This window comes from Streptomyces sp. MBT53, assembly GCF_016654115.1.
Lineage (GTDB): Bacteria > Actinomycetota > Actinomycetes > Streptomycetales > Streptomycetaceae > Streptomyces.
This window is the reverse complement of the sequence record NZ_JAEQAZ010000017.1, coordinates 1-16,293: the sequence shown is the minus strand read 5'-3', so window position 1 is coordinate 16,293 and position 16,293 is coordinate 1. Positions and strand designations below refer to the sequence as shown.

Sequence of the window (16,293 nt, the reverse complement as noted above, 5' to 3'; positions counted from 1 at the left end):
AGATCCGGGCGCTCGGAAAGGACTCTTCATGCCGGACACCACGGCGCGGATCCACATCCTGCGCGCGGCGGGCACCGCCCTCGTCGTGGAGCTCACCGAACCGGTGCCCAGGGTGCTGCACTGGGGGGCCGACCTCGGCGACCTCCCGCAGGACGCCCTGGCCGCGCTCGCCCTGACCGGCGAGCCCGCCGTGCTCAACAACTCCGTCGACATCCCGCGCCGGTTCACCGTCTGGCCCACCGAGGCCGACGCCTGGTCCGGCACCCCGGCCCAGGAGGGCCATCTCGCGGGCGCGTTCGCCGCACCCCGGCTGACCCTGACCGGCAGTTCACACCAACCCCGTTCTGCGGGCGGGGAGTTGACCCTTCACCTCACCGACTCCGGCACCGGACTCGACGTCACGCTCTCCTACGTTCTGGAGCCCTCCGGGGTACTGGGGGTACGGACCACGCTCACCCGCCGGCCGGACGCCGACCCGGTGCCGTACGACCTGGCGGGCCTCACGACGCTGCTGCCGCTGCCGCGCCGGGCGTCCGAGGTTCTAGACTTCACCGGCAAGTGGAGCCGGGAACGTTCACCGCAGCGGCAGCCGCTGGGCTTCGGCACGCATGCCCGTGAGGTGCGGCGGGGCAAGCCGGGGGTGGACTCGCCGTACGTCATGGCGGTGGGTGTGCCCGGGTTCGGGTTCCGCGACGGGGAGATCTGGGCCGTTCATGTGGCCTGGAGCGGCGACCAGCGGTATCTGGCCGAGCAGTTGCCGGAGGGCGCGGGCGCCCATGCGGGGGTGCTCGGCGGCGGCGAACTCCTGCGGGCCGGGGAGATCCGGCTCGCGCCCGGCGAGTCGTACACCGCTCCGGTCTGTCACTTCGCCTGGTCCGACCGGGGCCTGGACGGGCTCGCCGACCGCTTCCACACCCTCCTCCGGGCCCGCCCCACGCATCCGCGCGGCCCCCGCCCGGTGATCCTCAACAGCTGGGAGGCGGTGTACTTCGACCACGATCTGGACCGGCTGCTACGGCTGGCCGACCGGGCCGCCGAGGTCGGTGTCGAGCGGTTCGTGCTGGACGACGGCTGGTTCCGGGGCCGTCGTTCGGACGACGCCGGGCTCGGCGACTGGACCGTCGACCCGGTGGTGTGGCCCGAGGGACTGACCCCGCTGGTGGACCATGTGCGGTCGCTCGGCATGGAGTTCGGGCTGTGGGTGGAACCGGAGATGATCAACCTGGACTCCGACCTGGCCCGCGAGCACCCCGACTGGGTGCTGGGCCCCGCCCGCGGGGTCGGCCCTGCGGCCCGCCATCAGCATGTGCTGGACCTGGCCAACCCCGATGCCTGGCAGTACCTGTTGGACGCGCTGGACGCGCTGGTGGAGAAGTACGCCATCGCCTATCTCAAGTGGGACCACAACCGGGACCTCCACGAGACCGTGCACTCCGCAGCCGACCGTCCCGTGACGCACGCACAGGTCCTGGCCCTCTACCGGCTGATCGACGCCCTCCGGGAGCGCCATCCCGCGCTGGAGATCGAGAGCTGCGCCGCCGGTGGCGGCCGGATCGACCTGGGCATCCTGGAGCGGACCGACCGGGTCTGGGCCTCGGACTGCAACGACCCGGTGGAGCGCCAGACGATCCAACGCTGGACCGCGCAACTGCTGCCCCCCGAACTGGTCGGCACCCATGTGGGCCCGCGCACCAGCCACACCACGGACCGCGTCAGCTCCGACCAACTCCGCCTGAGCACCGCCCTGTTCGGCCACGCAGGCATCGAACAGGACCTCACCCGCTGCTCCCCCGAGGAACTGGCCCGCCTCACCGCCTGGACCGCCCTCCACCGCGAACTGCGCCCGCTGCTCCACGGCGGCCGCACGGTCCGCGCCGACCTGGCCGACGAGTCGACGCTGCTGCACGGAGTCGTGGCTCACGACGGGTCGGCCGCGCTGTACTGCTGGGCGCGGCTCGCCACGTCCCCCGAGGGCCAGTACGGGCGAGTGCAGTTGCCCGGCCTGGACCCCGAGGCGACCTACCGGGTGCGAGTACGCGCCGAGTTGGGCCTGCCGTCCTTCCACGAGACAGCGGAACCGGCCTGGCTGTCCGCCGCCCTCGACGACGGCCTGTCGCTGCCCGGTTCGGTGCTCACCGTCGCCGGCCTGCCCCTGCCGAACCTCAACCCCGAGCAGGCCCTGCTCCTCGAACTCACGAGGACGGCCCGCTGACCGGACGCGGCGAGGCGCACGGTCAGCGGGGCCGTCTGCCCGCGGTGAGCAGATGGCCGCTGGTGCCGAGCAGGGTGGGCTCGCACTCGATGTGGCGGCTGGCCACCAGGACGGCCTCGCGGCGGTCCGGGTCGTCCAGCCAGTCCTCGATGCCACCCATCAGCCAGGCGACGCCTTCGAGGCCGTACTGAGCGTCGACGGTGAGTGCGGCCTCCTCGAACTCCTCGGGGGCCTCGTGGGGTTGGGCGAAATAGGCGGTCGTGAAGTGGCCGCCGTCCTCGGAGTCGTGGCGTCCCTCTTCCATCTCGCGGTCGATCCGCGTGCGATGCGGGTCGATGAAGTACAACTCCTGCCTGAGCATGTCGTGCAGTCCCGCGAACCGGTTGATGGTCGCCGCGACCACCAGCCCACCCGGTCGCAGGACACGACGCGCCTCGCCCAACGCCCGTACGCGGTCCGCCCGTTCGGGCAGGTGGTAGAGCGGTCCGAGCAGCAGCACCACGTCGTACGACGCGTCTTCGGCGGGCAGCGCCCTGGCGTCCCCGGCACGGGCGGTGACCCCCGGCAGCCGGCCCGCCTGTTCCACGTGCAGCGGTACGGGGTCGACGAGTTCGACCTCGTACCCGTCCCTGGCGAGCCACTCGGCGTGGATGCCGCTGCCGCCGCCGACGTCCAGCACCTTCGCGGGGGCCGTCGACAGCAGGCGCCGCAGTACGTCCTGGGTCCGCCAGAACTCCAGCCGGTCGGAGCCCTGTCTGAGGCGTCCGTCCTCGTTGCCCTCGGCGTAGTAGGCGAGGATCTCCTCGCGAATAGCGACGGCAGGGCCTTGTGCGCGTGTCGTCTCGGTCATCGCCCCAGACTGCGATCCGGCGTCACCGCCTCGCAACGGGATTCCGGAGCGCGGGCCGTCACGAGGCCCGACTCGTAGGCGAACACCACGAGTTGGGCCCTGTCGCGGGCGCCGAGCTTGGTCATGGCCCGGCTGATGTGGGTCTTCGCCGTGAACGGGCTGATGACCATGTGGGCGGCGATCTCCTCGTTGGTGAGGCCACGCGCGGCCAGGGCGGTGACCTCGCGTTCGCGGCGGGTGAGGTGTTCCAGGCCGGTGGCGGTGCAGCGGTCGGGGGGCCGGGAGACGAACTCGCCGATGAGGGTGCGGGTGATCGACGGGGAGAGCAGGGCCTCGCCGCCTGCGACGATCCCGATCGCCTGGAGCAGGTCCGCCGGATCGGTGTCCTTCAGGAGGAAGCCGCTGGCGCCCGCCCTCAGCGCCTCGAAGACGTACTCGTCCAAACCGTAGTTGGTGAGGATGACGACCCGGACCGCGGCGAGCGCGGGGTCCGCGGCGATACGGCGGGTCGCCTCGATGCCCGTCATGACCGGCATCTGTACGTCTATCAGCGCGACGTCGGGCAGTTGCGCACGGACGAGGGCCACGCCCTGTTCGCCGTCGGCCGCCTCGCCCACCACCTCGATGCCGTCCTCGGCGTCGAGGAGAGCGCGGAAGCCCGCGCGCATCAGCGCCTGGTCGTCGACGACCACGACCCGGATCATCCCGCCTCCCCCAGTGGCAGTTCGGCCCGTACCGCGAAGCCGCCCTCCGCGCGCGGGGCGGTGTGCAGGGTGCCGCCCAGGGCCGTGACGCGCTCGCGCATGCCGGTGAGTCCGATTCCGGGCTTCGGCGGACAGCCGGGGTCGGCCGCTCCGTCGTCCTCCACCCGGATCGTCAAGTCGTCGTCTCCGTAGTCGAGTTGGACGCTGACCTTGGCCGGGCCCGCGTGCCGGGCCGCGTTGGTCAGGGCCTCCTGGACGATGCGGTACACCGCGCGGTCGACCGTCGCCGCGAGGGGGCGCTCCTCGCCCGTCACCGCGAGTTCGACGGCGAGGCCGGCCGCGCAGGCCCGCTCGACGAGCAGCTCGGGGGTGCCGGTGGGTTCCTCGGTGGTGCGCAGGATCTCCAGGGTGGCGCGCAGCTCCCGCATCGCCTCGCCGCCCGCCTCCTGGATGGCGAGCAGGGCGGGTGGCACCTCCTCGCCGCGCTTGCGGGCGAGGTGGACGGCGACGCCCGCCTGGAGCTTGACGATCGAGATGCTGTGGGTGAGGGAGTCGTGCAACTCCCGCGCTATGCGCAGGCGTTCCTCGCCCGCGCGGCGCAACGCGACCTCCTCGCGGGTGCGTTCGGCCTCCAGGGCGCGCTGTTCGGTCTGGCGCAGATACGCCTGCCAGTTGCGATCGGCGAGGCCGGTGACCACCGCGCACAGGAACCAGCCGGCGATGAGCGCGGTCCGCTCGACCACCTGCTGGGTCGTCGGGCCCGTGGCGAAGTACGCGGCCAGGAACAGCCCGCCCGCCCCGGCCGCCCAGCCGCGGTGTCCCGCGCGGGCCGCCGTGTGCATGGCGGCGAGCACGGGCAGACCGGCGACCGGCCCCGGGTGGGCGTGCAGGACGTAGGCCGCCTCCCCCAGTGTGGCCACGGCGAGGACCGCGCGCGGAGCCGTCTGGTAGAACGCCAGGGTCACCGAGGCGAGCGCCATCAGCGCGTAGTCGACGGCGGTCGTGTCCGCGTCGAAGGCGGCGACGGTCATGACGAGGGCGCCGATCACGACCGCGAGGGAAGCGTCGGCGAGGCGCCTGCGTGGGGTCACATCGACCGGGTACCCGCTCATGACCGCACAGTAGACCGCCGCGCCGACGCGGGCGTCAGCCCTGTGGACAACTCCTGGACTACTCCCCACGCAGTACTCCCCGGCCCCGCGCCACCCGGCCGACGCAGCGTCAACTCGCTTCGGCCGTACGACGACCCGGGGCACCCGGACAGCGCACGCTACTGCCATGCCCACACCCTTCCGTCACACCCTGCCCCCGTCGCCCAAGTCCGCCACCGGCCGCACCGCCGAGGTCTTCGAGCAGATCGCCGTCGACTTCGGGATCGAACGGCCCCCGACCTTCGTGGTCCTGTCCTCCGTGCCCGAACTCCTGGCGCCCACCTGGGCGTTGATGCGGGAGTCGCTGATCGCGGGCGACGGCAGCCGCACCGGCAAGGAGCTGGCCGCGCTCGGGGTCTCGCTCGCCAACAAGTGCCCGTTCTGCGCGGACGCGCACACCGTCCTGCTGCACGCCACCGGCGACCACGCCCTCGCCGAGCACCTGGCGCGCGGCGGCACACCGGAGGACGAGGAGCACGCCCGTGTGCTCGACTGGGGCCGCCGCACCCGGGTCCCGGGCGCGGACCTGGCGCCGTACCCGTTCCCGCCCGAGCAGGCACCCGCCTACCTCGGCACCGCGCTCGCCTTCCACTTCATCAACCGCATCGTGTCGGCCCTGCTGACCGAGCAGCTGCTGCCGGGCAACGCCCAGCGGTTCCGGGCCGTACGCAGCCTCGCCGGCCGCAGCGTGGCCCGCACCGTGCGCCGCAGCGCCGTACCGGGAGCGGCACTCCCCCTGCTCGACACGCCCGGCCCCGGCCCTGGCTGGGCGGCCGGAACCCCGGTGGGCCCGGCCTACGACGCCCTGCGCACGGCGGCGCTCGCGGGCGCGGACCTTCTCGACACGGACGACCTGACCCTCGTACGGGAGACGCTGTGGGCCTGGGACGGATCGCATCCGCCGGTCGTGCTGCGCGGCTTCCCGAACCGGCGGGAGCGGCCGGCGGCGCGACTGGCGGTACTGGCCGCGCTCGCGCCGTACCGGATAACGGAGGAGGACGTGGCCGCCTGGCGGGAGCCGTCGCGGAGTGACGCGAGTCTCGTGCGGCTCGTCGCGTACGGGGCGTTCGCCGCCGTCGAACGGATCGAGACGACGATGCGGGTGCCGGCCGCTCGCACCTGACACGTGGACACAGGAGGACGGACATAAGAGGACACACAACGCGTCCACAGTCAGGCACTGTCACCGCACAGGCACGGAGCGAGTTCACACTTCCGCCTCACAGGGAGTCATGTGACACTGACGTTCCTGTCCGCAGTGCGGACCCGCTCCGCACCCTTCCCCCACGAGAAGTGCGACTTGCGTTCTCTACCTCTGCCGCTCGCTCTCACCGCGCGTCTGTCGCCGGTCGTCGTGCTCGCCGCGATGGGCTGGGCCCTGACGTCCGGTCCGTTCGCCGCGACGACGACCGCCGATCACAAGGCGACGCCCGAGTCCGACTCCTCGTCCGGGAGCTCAGCCCCGTCGACGGCGCCCGTGGTCAAGGCGTACTCCACGTCCCCCGCCCCGTGCGGAAGTGTGACGGTGGCGACGCTCAAGTCACTGGTTCCGGGCGCCAAGACGGCCGGCAAGGAGATCCCGTCGACGGACACGAAGGTGCGCCGCACCTGCTCGTGGAACGCGCTCAAGGGCTACGACTACCGCTGGCTCGACGTGTCGTACGAGATCACGGAATCGGACGAAGCGGCGAAAAAGTCGTACACCGAGACGACTACGGAGAAGAGCGGCGGCGGGGTGGTGCCCGGGCTCGGGGACGCGGCCTACTCCATCGTGAACCTCACCACGGAGGACAAGCAGCAGACGCGTGAGGGCACGGTCGTCGTCCGCGCGGGCAACGCGCTGGTGACCATCACCTACAACGGCAGCGACTTCGAGAACAAGAAGGCGCCGAGCACGGACGTCATCAACAAGGGCGCGATCAAGGCCGCGAAGGAAGCGGTGACCGCGCTGGAGGGCGCCAAGGCCAGCTAGGGCCTGTACGTCAGGCCCGGCCCCAGCACCCTCCGGCACGACGAGTCCTACGCCTTGACGAGCGTCGGCCCCTGCGGCGCCTCCTTCTTCCCGGTCAGCAGCGTCAGCGCCACGTAGAGCACCATCGACGTGCCGAGGCCCACCGCCCAGCCGTAGTCGGCGAGGGAGGACAGGGCCGGGATGGGACGGCCGTCGATCAGCGGGTGGAAGTCGGCGCCGCCGACGGCGAGCACACCACCCACCAGGAAGGCGACGACGGCACGCCAGTTCCAGCCGCCGTCGTACCAGTAACGGCCGCCCGCCTTGTACAGGTCGGTCAGGTCGAGCTTGCCGCGGCGCAGGATCCAGTAGTCGGCGATGAGGATGCCGGCGACCGTACCGAGCAGACCGCCGACCAGCCCGAGCCAGGTGAAGATGTAGCCCTGCGGGTCGGAGTACAGCTTCCACGGGAAGATCAGCACGCCGAGGACGCTGGTGATCAGGGCGCCGGTACGGAAACTGATCTTCCGGGGCGCGATGTTGGAGAAGTCGAAGGCGGGCGAGACCAGGTTGGCCGCGATGTTCACGGACAGGGTGGCCACCAGGACGGTCACCAGCGCGTACAGCAGACCTACGACGTTGTCGGTCTTCGCCGCGAGCTGGACCGGGTCCCAGATCGCCTTGCCGTAGACGGCCTGCGAACCGGAGGTGACCAGTACCGACAGGAACGCGAACAGGGTCATGGTGGTCGGCAGACCGAGTGCCTGGCCCCAGGTCTGGGCCTTCTGGCTCTTGCCGTAGCGGGTGAAGTCGGGGATGTTCAGCGACAGCGTGGACCAGAAGCCGATCATGCCCATGAGCGAGGGCCAGAACAGCTTCCAGAAGCTGCCGCCCCAACCGAGCTTGGACGGCTGGTCGAAGAGCGGGCCGAGGCCGCCGGCCTTGCTGCTCATCCACCACAGCATCACGAACGCGCCGACGAGCACGAAGGGCGCCGCCCAGTTCTCGAAGCGGCGGATCGTCTCCATGCCCCGGTAGATGATGGCCACTTGGAGCACCCAGAACAGCGCGAACGACAGCCACATCGTCCAGGCGTACCCGCCGATCTGCGAGGCGTTGGCCCAGCTGTCCCCGATCAGCTTGCCGGCGAGGAAGAAGATCGCCTCACCGCCGATCCAGGTCTGGATGCCGAACCAGCCGCACGCCACCAACGCCCGAACGACAGCGGGGAGGTTGGCGCCGCGCACACCGAACGAGGCACGCGCGAAGACCGGGAAGGGGATGCCGTACTTCGGTCCCGCGTGCCCGGTGAGCAGCATCGGCACGAGCACGATCAGGTTGGCCAGGGCGATGGTGAACACCGCCTGCTTCCAGTCCATGCCGACGGCGATGAGCCCGGAAGCCAGGGTCCAGGAGGCCGTGTTGTGGGCCATGCCGACCCACAACGCGGAGAAGTTGTACGTGGTCCAGGTGCGCTTCTCGACGGGAACCGGCAGCAGATCGTCGTTGGCGTACGGCCCGCTGGGCTGCGGAGATCCGGGGGCGATCTCCACCCGCCCGTCGGCGAGGGTGACTTGAGCGGTCGGCTCTATGGCCGTGGGAGCGGTGTCGGTCATGGGCAGGCCAATCAATGAGGTGGGTCCGGAAAGGCCGTGCGGGGCTCCGGCCCCCCTCCCCAGGACGGTGGGGAGGGGGAGAACTGGAGTGGGGGGACGGGGAGTTGAGCGGTTTCAGCGGTGCGGCTCAGGCGTTGACGGCCGGGATGATCTTCGCGCCGTAGGCGTCGATCGTGGCCTCCTGCGCGTCGTGCATGTCGTAGACGGCGAACTGGTCGACGCCCAACTCCCGCAGGGCGTTGAGCTTTTCGATCTGCTTCTCGGCCGTGCCGATGATGCAGAACCGGTCGACGATCTCGTCGGGGACGAAGGCGGTGTCGGGGTTGTCGGCGCGACCGTGGTGCGAATAGTCGTACCCCTCACGGGCCTTGATGTAGTCCGTGAGTTCCTCGGGTACGGCGGCGGAGTGTTCGCCGTACTTGGAGACGAGGTCGGCGACGTGGTTGCCGACCATGCCGCCGAACCAGCGGCACTGGTCGCGCGCGTGGGCGAGCGCCTCGGGCGAGTCGTCCTCGGTGACGTAGGCGGGGGCGGCGACGCAGATCTTGACCTCGGACGGGTCGCGCCCGGCGGCGACGGCCGCGTCCTTCACCGCCTTGACCATGTACTCGGTGAGGTAGAGGTCCGAGAGCTGGAGGATGAAGCCGTCGGCCTCCTCGCCGGTCATCTTCAGGGCCTTGGGGCCGTACGCGGCCATCCAGACCGGGAGTTGGGCGTCCTCCTTGGCCCAGGGGAACTTGATGACCGTGCCGCCGAGGTCCGCCTCCTGGCCGGAGCCGAGCGCCCTGATGACCTTCATGGCCTCGCTGATCCGGGCCAGGGTGTTCGGGGTGCGGCCCGCGACGCGCATCGCGGAGTCGCCGCGGCCGATGCCGCAGACCGTGCGGTTGCCGAACATGTCGTTCAGGGTGGCGAAGGTGGAGGCGGTGACCTCCCAGGTGCGGGTGCCCGGGTTGGTGACCATCGGGCCGACCGTCAACTTCGTGGTGTTGGCCAGGATCTGACTGTAGATCACGAACGGCTCCTGCCACAGCACGGCGGAGTCGAAGGTCCAGCCGTAGGTGAAGCCGTTGCGCTCGGCGCGCTTCATCAGGCTGATGACCCGCGAGGCCGGCGGGTCGGTCTGCAGGACGAGTCCGAAGTCCATGTGCGCCACTCCTAGTTGAGGTACTGACTGGTGGAGCGCGGGGTGTAGACGCCGTGGCCCGCGTGCCCGGTGTACTCCCGCTCGGTGATGACGAGTTCGCCGCGCGAGAGGACGGTCTCGACGCGGCCGGTGAGGCGCTTGCCCTCGTAGGCCGAGTAGTCGACGTTCATGTGGTGGGTCTCGGCGGAGACGGTCTGCTCGGCGTGCGGGTCGTAGATGACGACATCGGCGTCGGCGCCCGGGGCGATGGTGCCCTTCTTCGGGTAGAGGCCGAACATCCGGGCCGGGGAGGCGCAGGCGATCTCGATCCAGCGGCGGCGGCTGATGTGCCCGTCGACGACGCCCTGGTGGAGCAGGTCCATGCGGTTCTCGACGCCCGGCATACCGTTGGGGATCTTCGAGAAGTCGCCCCGGCCGAGTTCCTTCTGGCCCACGAAGCAGAAGGGGCAGTGGTCGGTGGAGACCACCTGGAGGTCGTTGGTGCGCAGGCCCTGCCAGAGCTTGGCCTGGTGCTCCTTCGGCCGAAGGGGCGTGCTGCACACGTACTTCGCGCCCTCGAAGTCGGGCTCGGCGAGGTTGTCGGTGGAGAGGAACAGGTACTGCGGACAGGTCTCGCCGAAGACGGGGAGGCCCTCGTCGCGCGCCTTGGCCAGCTCGGCGACGGCCTCCATCGCGGAGACGTGCACGACGTAGAGCGGGGCGCCGGCGACCTGCGCGAGCTTGATCGCGCGGTGGGTGGCCTCGGCTTCGAGGAGGGCCTTGCGGACCTCGCCGTGGTAGCGGGGGTCCCGCTCGCCGCGGGCCAGCGCCTGCTCGACCAGCACGTCGATGGCGATGCCGTTCTCGGCGTGCATCATGATCAACCCGCCGTTGTCGGCGGCGCGTTGCATGGCGCGCAGGATCTGGCCGTCGTCGCTGTAGAAGACGCCCGGGTAGGCCATGAACTGCTTGAAGGAGGTGACGCCCTCCTCGACCAGCAGGTCCATCTCCTTGAGGGTGTCCTCGTTGACGTCGGAGACGATCATGTGGAAGCCGTAGTCGATGGCGCAGTTGCCCTCGGCCTTGGCGTGCCACGCGTCGAGGCCCTCGCGGAGGGCTCCGCCGACGCTCTGGATCGCGAAGTCGACGATGGTCGTCGTACCGCCCCAGGCGGCGGCCCGGGTGCCGGTCTCGAAGGTGTCGGCGGCCTTGGTGCCGCCGAACGGCATCTCCATGTGGGTGTGGGCGTCGACCCCGCCCGGGATGACGTACTTCCCGGTGGCGTCGATGACCCGCTCGGCGGTCCAGGCGTCGGCCGTCGGGGTGCCGGAGGTGGCCAGGGCTGCGATGCGGCCGTCCTCGATGAGGACGTCGGCGTGGAGTTCGTCGGACGCGGTGATGACTAGGCCGCCGCGGATTACGGTACGGGTGCTCATCGATTGACTCCGCTGGGTTGTGGTCGGGTGCGGGTCGGTGGGGGCTGGTCGCGCAGTTCCCCGCGCCCCTTTGGGAGGGCTGCGCCCTCCAAAGAAGCGCGGGGGAACCTACGGTCTCTTACGGTGCGGTCAACGGGCCGTACGCGTCCGGGCGGCGGTCGCGGTAGAACTGCCAGCGGTCGCGGACTTCCCGCAGCTTGGCCAAGTCCAGGTCGCGGACGACCAGTTCGGGCTCCTTGTCGCTGGCCACCTCGCCGACGAACTGGGCCTCCGGGTCGACGAAGTAGGTCGTGCCGTAGAAGTCGTTGTCGCCCAACTCCTCGACACCGACACGGTTGATGGCGCCGACGAAGTACTCGTTGGCGGCGGCGGCAGCGGGCTGCTCCAGCTGCCACAGGTAGGCCGACAGTCCGCGCGAGGTCGCCGACGGGTTGAAGACGATCTCCGCGCCCGCCAGGCCCAGCGCACGCCAGCCCTCCGGGAAGTGGCGGTCGTAGCAGATGTAGACACCGATCTTGCCGACCTTGGTGTCGAAGATCGGCCAGCCGCTGTTGCCCGGGCGGAAGTAGAACTTCTCCCAGAATCCGGGGACTTGGGGAATGTGGTGCTTGCGGTACTTGCCGAGGTAGGAGCCGTCCGCGTCGATCACGGCGGCCGTGTTGTAGAGGACGCCGGGCTGCTCCTCCTCGTACATCGGCAGGACCAGCACGATGCCGTGTTCCTTGGCGAGCGCCTGGAAGCGCTTGACGATCGGGCCGTCCGGGATCGCCTCGGCGTACTCGTAGAACGCCTTGTCCTGGACCTGGCAGAAGTACGGTCCGTAGAACAGCTCCTGGAAGCACAGGACTTGAGCACCCTGCGCGGCGGCATCGCGCACCGCCTGCTCGTGGACCTGGATCATGGACTCCTTGTCGCCCGTCCAGGCTGTCTGGAACAGGGCGGCACGAATCACGGTGCTCATCGGGACCTCCGGTCGCTAGGTGTGGGAGGAGCCTAGGAAGTCCGGAAGTCGTCTTTGAGTTGCACGGTGTCACGTCTGCGGAGGCTCGGCGTTCCACGGTGTCACCCTGTCGTGGCCGCATGTTTCACCGCCGTTTTCGCAGGTAGTCCCATGTTTCACCCCTGTTGCGCGTCGTGCGCGAGGAGCGCGATGTGCACCGACGCGGCCTGCTCGAAGTCGTCGAGGTCCACGCCGAGCCGGCCCTCTATCGCCTCCAGCCGGCGGTACAGCGCGGGCCGTGACACATGGTGGAGCTGCGCGGTGCGCGACTTGTTGCGGCCGGTGGCCAGATACGTGCGCAGTACGGCGAGCAGGTCCTCGTCGGCGGCGCACAGCAGCCCGTCCAACTCCCGTTCGGCGAAGGACTGCACCTGGGGGTCGTCCCGCAACAGCCGGATCAGGCCGCGCAGATGGACGTCCTTGAGGCGTACGACGGTGGGGAGTTCGAGGGCGTCGCTGGAATCCGCTACGGCGTCGGCCACGTGCTGTGCCTCGCGCAGTCCGGCGGGCACGTCGTCCCAGACGGTGCGCTGGCCGGCGGCGGCCACGACCGCCTTCAACGCCCCCGACTCGGTGCGCAGCCGGCTCGCGAAGTGCGCGGCGAGGGCGTCCGCGTCCTGGTCGCGGGGGAGGCTGAGAAGGACGGCGGTGACGCCGTCGGCGAGTTCGGCGACGAGTCCGGGCAGGCCCAACAGCCGTAGCACCCGGTCCAGTTGGGCCGTGTCGCCGTCGCGGACGACCATCGGTACGAAGGTGCGCCGGTTGACGGGGAGTCCGGCCGCGCGGGCGCGGGGCAGGAGTTGGCGGGCCGGTACGACGCCGCTCGCCAGGTCGGTGAGCAGGCTCTGCGCTGACTGTTCCTCCCAGGTGTGGGCGGAGCCGCCGAGCATGCGGTGCAGGACGAGGGCCTCGGCGGCGCGGTCGGCGAGAAGGCGGCCGGTGGCGGTGTCGCCGCGGTGGCCGCAGAGCATGATCTGGCCCCAGCGTTCGCCGCGTCCGCCCAGTTCGGCGCGGATCCAGCCGTCGCCCTCGCTGCCGCCGGCCTGCCGGGAGATGCGCTCCCAGTCGCGCAGCACGTCGTCCACCGCCGACCGCTCCCCCGCCGTGGCCAGGACGCGGTGGGCGAGGTTGGTGACGACCACGGGACAGGCGCTGTGCGCGGCGACCTCGTCGAGCAGGCTCTGCAGCGGGGCGCCGCCGGTGATGAGTCCGGTGAGCGCGGTCCGTACGGCCTCGGAGAGGCTGACGGCGGCGAACTTCCGCCGTACCAGCCGGGATTGGACCTCTTCCGTCAACTCCGCGAACGGGAAGGGGCGGTGGAGCACCACCATGGGCAGCCCGCACCGCTCGGCCGCGCGGCGCATCACGTCCGGCGGGGCGGGGAAGGCGCGGCCGAGACCGAGGACGACGGCCGAGGCCTCCGCGCGGTGCAGGGACTGGATGTACTCGGCCTGGGCGCCCTCGTCACCGGCGAGGAGCACTCCGGTGGTGAGGACCATCTCGCCGCCGGTGAGCATCACGCCGACGTCGGCGGCCTCGGCGACATGCACCCACCGCACGGCGCGGTCGAGTTGGCTCGCGCCGGCCACCACCTCGGGTTCCCCGGCCAGCACCCGTTCCAGGGCGAGGACCTGACGGACCGACAGAGCGGGTTCCAGGGGGTCGAGGGTGGTGGCCATAGCGCGTTTCCCTTGCTCGTACTGCTGCTACTGCGTGCTCGCCAGAGCCCGTTCGAGGATGGCGGCGCCCTCTTCGGCCTCCGCGACGGTGAGGGACAGCGGCGGGGCGATGCGCAGGGCGCTGGTGTCGTGGCCGCCGCCCTTGCCGATCAACAGCCCGCCCTCGCGGGCCGCTTCGAGCACCGCGGAGGCGGCCTGCGGATCGGCCTCGTCGGTGCCCGGTTTCACCAGTTCGACGCCGATCATCAGTCCGCGCCCGCGCACTTCCCGTACGCCCGGATGCTTGGCCGCGGCGGCCCGCAGGCGCTCGATGAGGAGGCCGCCGACGCGGCGGGCGTTGCCCTGGAGGTCGTGCTCCAGGAGGTAGCTGAGGTTGGCGAGGCCCGCCGCCATGGTGATCTGGGTGCCGCCGAAGGTCGAAATACTGTTGGAGTCGAGGCAGTTCATGATGTCGGCGCGGGCGACGACACCGCCGATCGAGCTGCCGTTGCCGATACCCTTGGCGAAGGTGAGGATGTCCGGCGGACCGTTCTGCGCGTGCGCCTGCCAGCCCCAGAAGTGGTCGCCGGTGCGGCCCCAGCCGGTCTGCACCTCGTCGGCGATCCACAACACCCCGCGCTCGGCAAGGACTTCGCGGAAGGCCGCGTACAGGCCGTCGGGCGGGGAGGTGAACCCGCCTACGCCCTGGACGGGTTCGGCGATGAGGGCCGCGGGCGGCCGGACGTGACCGAGGAGATCCTTCAGGTCGGCCACGCAGGCGGCGATGAACTCGGCGTCGGACAGCTGGGCGTAGGGTCCGCGCGTCCGCACACCGCCGTGGACGTACAGCGTCTGGAGCGGGGACAGCGAGGTCGGGGACCAGCCGCGGTTGCCGGTGATGCCGACCGCGCTGAAGGAGCGGCCGTGGTAGCTGTTGCGCATGGCCAGGATCTGGTTGCTGCGCCGGTACGAGGTCGCGAGCATCAGCGCGGTGTCGTTGGCCTCGGTGCCCGAGGTGGTGAAGAAGACACGGGCGTCGGGGATGCCGGACAACTGGGCGACGCGCTCGGCGAGTTCGACCATCGGGCGGTTGAGGTAGAGCGTGGACGAGTGGAGGATCCGCCCGGCCTGCTCGCTGACCGCCTTGGTGACCTCGGGGAGCGCGTGCGCGGTCATGGTGGTGAGGATGCCGCCGAAGAAGTCGAGGTACTTGTTGCCCTCGGCGTCCCAGACGTGCCGGCCCTCGCCGTGCGTGATCTCGAGCGGGTTGTCGTAGTAGAGGGCGAGCCAGTCCGGGAGCACCGCCTTGTGGCGTCCCAGCAGATCCTTGGTCACGGCTGCACCAGCCCTTCGTAGGCGTCGGGGCGGCGGTCGCGGTAGAACGCCCACTGTTGCCGCACTTCTTCGATGAGGCCGAAGTCGAGGTCGCGGACGACGAGTTCCTCGTCCTTGTCACTGGCGACGTCGCCGACGAACTGGCCCCGCGGGTTGACGAAGTACGACGTCCCGTAGAAGTCGTTGTCCCCGTACTCCTCCTTGCCGACCCGGTTGATCGCGGCGATGAAGTACTCGTTGGCGACGGCCGCGGCGGGCTGCTCCAGCTGCCAGAGGTAGGCGGAGAGGCCGCGTGAGGTGGCGGACGGGTTGTAGACCAACTGGGCTCCGTTGAGGCCGAGTTGGCGCCAGCCCTCGGGGAAGTGGCGGTCGTAGCAGATGTAGACGCCGACCTTGCCGACCGCGGTGTCGAAGACGGGCCAGCCGGCGTTGCCCGGCCTGAAGTAGTACTTCTCCCAGAAGCCCTTGACCTGGGGGATGTGGTGCTTGCGGTACTTGCCGAGGAAGGTGCCGTCGGCGTCGATCACGGCCGCGGTGTTGTAGTAGAAGCCGTCTTGCTCGATCTCGAAGACCGGGACGACGATCACCATGCCGGTCTCGCGCGCGAGCTGTTGCATACGACGCACGGTCGGCCCGTCGGGCACCGGCTCGGCCCAGTCGTAGTGTTCCGGTTCCTGGACCTGACAGAAGTAGGGGGCGTTGAACACTTCCTGGAACCCGATGATCTTGGCCCCCTGTCGGGCCGCCTCGCGGGCGTGTTCCTCGTGTTTCGCCACCATGGACTCGGTGTCGCCGGTCCAGGTGGCCTGGACCAGAGCGGCGCGTACGACGTTGGCCATGAGCTGCTCCTTCGACGGGGACGTCAGAGCCTCTACGCCCGTAGACAAAGGCCGTAGAGGCATGAACGTAAGCCTCCGGAGGAGCCTTGCCAAGACCATCGTCGTTAACCCGCGGAGTCGATCGCGTTTCACACTCCGGTGGGCGAGTCTGTGGCGACCGGCCCCAGCCGGTCAGGCAGTGAAGCCCGCGACCCGGAGGGCGTGGACCAGGTCCCAGTGGCGTTCGTCCGAGACGCCCTGGGCGGCCTCCAGCAGCAGGGGGACGAGTTGCTGGGGGTCGGCCGCGACGCTGCGGGCCGCCTCCTCGGGGGTGCGGACCCGGACGTAGGCGTCGAGCATGGCGTTGATCTCGCGGCGGCGGCCCTCGGCGACGAGCGCGAGCACCGCCTCACCGATCTCCTCGGCCGGGCGGGCC

General features: G+C 70.5%; 13 protein-coding genes and 1 pseudogene. 3 read left to right on the top strand and 11 right to left on the bottom strand.

What is annotated here, in order from left to right:
• Positions 1-28 precede the first annotated feature (28 nt).
• On the top strand, positions 29-2,212 hold the full coding sequence (locus JHN45_RS09135; RefSeq protein WP_201048634.1) for an alpha-galactosidase: 2,184 nt from the start codon (positions 29-31) through the stop codon (positions 2,210-2,212).
• A gap of 22 nt (positions 2,213-2,234) precedes the next feature.
• Here the strand turns inward: JHN45_RS09135 and JHN45_RS09130 are convergent, their stop codons facing one another.
• Genes JHN45_RS09130 through JHN45_RS09120 form a run of 3 tightly spaced genes read right to left on the bottom strand, consistent with a single transcriptional unit; the run spans position 2,235 to position 4,878 of the window.
• Positions 2,235-3,062, bottom strand: a complete 828-nt coding sequence (locus tag JHN45_RS09130; RefSeq protein ID WP_201048633.1) for a bifunctional 2-polyprenyl-6-hydroxyphenol methylase/3-demethylubiquinol 3-O-methyltransferase UbiG — start codon at positions 3,060-3,062, stop codon at positions 2,235-2,237.
• A complete protein-coding gene (locus JHN45_RS09125; RefSeq protein ID WP_200711299.1) occupies positions 3,059-3,766 on the bottom strand; it encodes a response regulator transcription factor in 708 nt (235 codons plus the stop codon). Before JHN45_RS09125 ends, JHN45_RS09130 begins: the two co-directional genes overlap by 4 nt.
• Positions 3,763-4,878 carry a sensor histidine kinase gene (locus tag JHN45_RS09120; protein ID WP_200711300.1) on the bottom strand — a complete coding sequence of 372 codons (1,116 nt, stop codon included), beginning with the start codon at positions 4,876-4,878 and terminating at the stop codon, positions 3,763-3,765. Before JHN45_RS09120 ends, JHN45_RS09125 begins: the two co-directional genes overlap by 4 nt.
• A gap of 166 nt (positions 4,879-5,044) precedes the next feature.
• Between JHN45_RS09120 and JHN45_RS09115 the strand changes: the two genes are divergently transcribed.
• Positions 5,045-6,040: a carboxymuconolactone decarboxylase family protein gene (locus JHN45_RS09115; RefSeq protein WP_201048632.1), complete on the top strand. Its 996-nt coding sequence runs from the start codon at positions 5,045-5,047 to the stop codon at positions 6,038-6,040.
• Positions 6,041-6,217: 177 nt separating this feature from the next.
• Complete coding sequence (locus tag JHN45_RS09110; RefSeq protein ID WP_200711302.1) at positions 6,218-6,889, top strand: hypothetical protein; 672 nt, start codon at positions 6,218-6,220, stop codon at positions 6,887-6,889.
• Positions 6,890-6,936: 47 nt separating this feature from the next.
• On the opposite strand, the gene JHN45_RS09105 is transcribed toward JHN45_RS09110, so the two are convergent.
• From JHN45_RS09105 to JHN45_RS09070, 8 genes and pseudogenes are all read right to left on the bottom strand, one after another.
• Positions 6,937-8,484, bottom strand: coding sequence for an NCS1 family nucleobase:cation symporter-1 (locus tag JHN45_RS09105; RefSeq protein ID WP_201048631.1), 1,548 nt, complete (start codon positions 8,482-8,484; stop codon positions 6,937-6,939).
• A gap of 127 nt (positions 8,485-8,611) precedes the next feature.
• Positions 8,612-9,631: a TIGR03842 family LLM class F420-dependent oxidoreductase gene (locus JHN45_RS09100; RefSeq protein ID WP_201048630.1), complete on the bottom strand. Its 1,020-nt coding sequence runs from the start codon at positions 9,629-9,631 to the stop codon at positions 8,612-8,614.
• An 11-nt stretch (positions 9,632-9,642) separates the two neighbouring features.
• Positions 9,643-11,046, bottom strand: coding sequence for a dihydropyrimidinase (gene hydA, locus JHN45_RS09095; RefSeq protein WP_200716499.1), 1,404 nt, complete (start codon positions 11,044-11,046; stop codon positions 9,643-9,645).
• A 118-nt stretch (positions 11,047-11,164) separates the two neighbouring features.
• Complete coding sequence (locus JHN45_RS09090) at positions 11,165-12,007, bottom strand: nitrilase-related carbon-nitrogen hydrolase (protein ID WP_019071248.1); 843 nt, start codon at positions 12,005-12,007, stop codon at positions 11,165-11,167.
• Positions 12,008-12,162: 155 nt separating this feature from the next.
• The gene (locus JHN45_RS09085; RefSeq protein ID WP_200716500.1) at positions 12,163-13,725 is read right to left on the bottom strand and encodes a PucR family transcriptional regulator; all 1,563 of its coding nucleotides are present in this window, start codon (positions 13,723-13,725) and stop codon (positions 12,163-12,165) included.
• Between the two features lie 27 nt (positions 13,726-13,752).
• A complete protein-coding gene (locus tag JHN45_RS09080) occupies positions 13,753-15,039 on the bottom strand; it encodes an aspartate aminotransferase family protein (RefSeq protein ID WP_200716501.1) in 1,287 nt (428 codons plus the stop codon).
• A complete protein-coding gene (locus JHN45_RS09075) occupies positions 15,036-15,878 on the bottom strand; it encodes a nitrilase-related carbon-nitrogen hydrolase (protein ID WP_200716502.1) in 843 nt (280 codons plus the stop codon). The genes JHN45_RS09080 and JHN45_RS09075 overlap by 4 nt, the downstream gene beginning before the upstream one ends.
• A gap of 171 nt (positions 15,879-16,049) precedes the next feature.
• Positions 16,050-16,293, bottom strand: a pseudogene (locus tag JHN45_RS09070) (hypothetical protein); the annotation flags it as partial.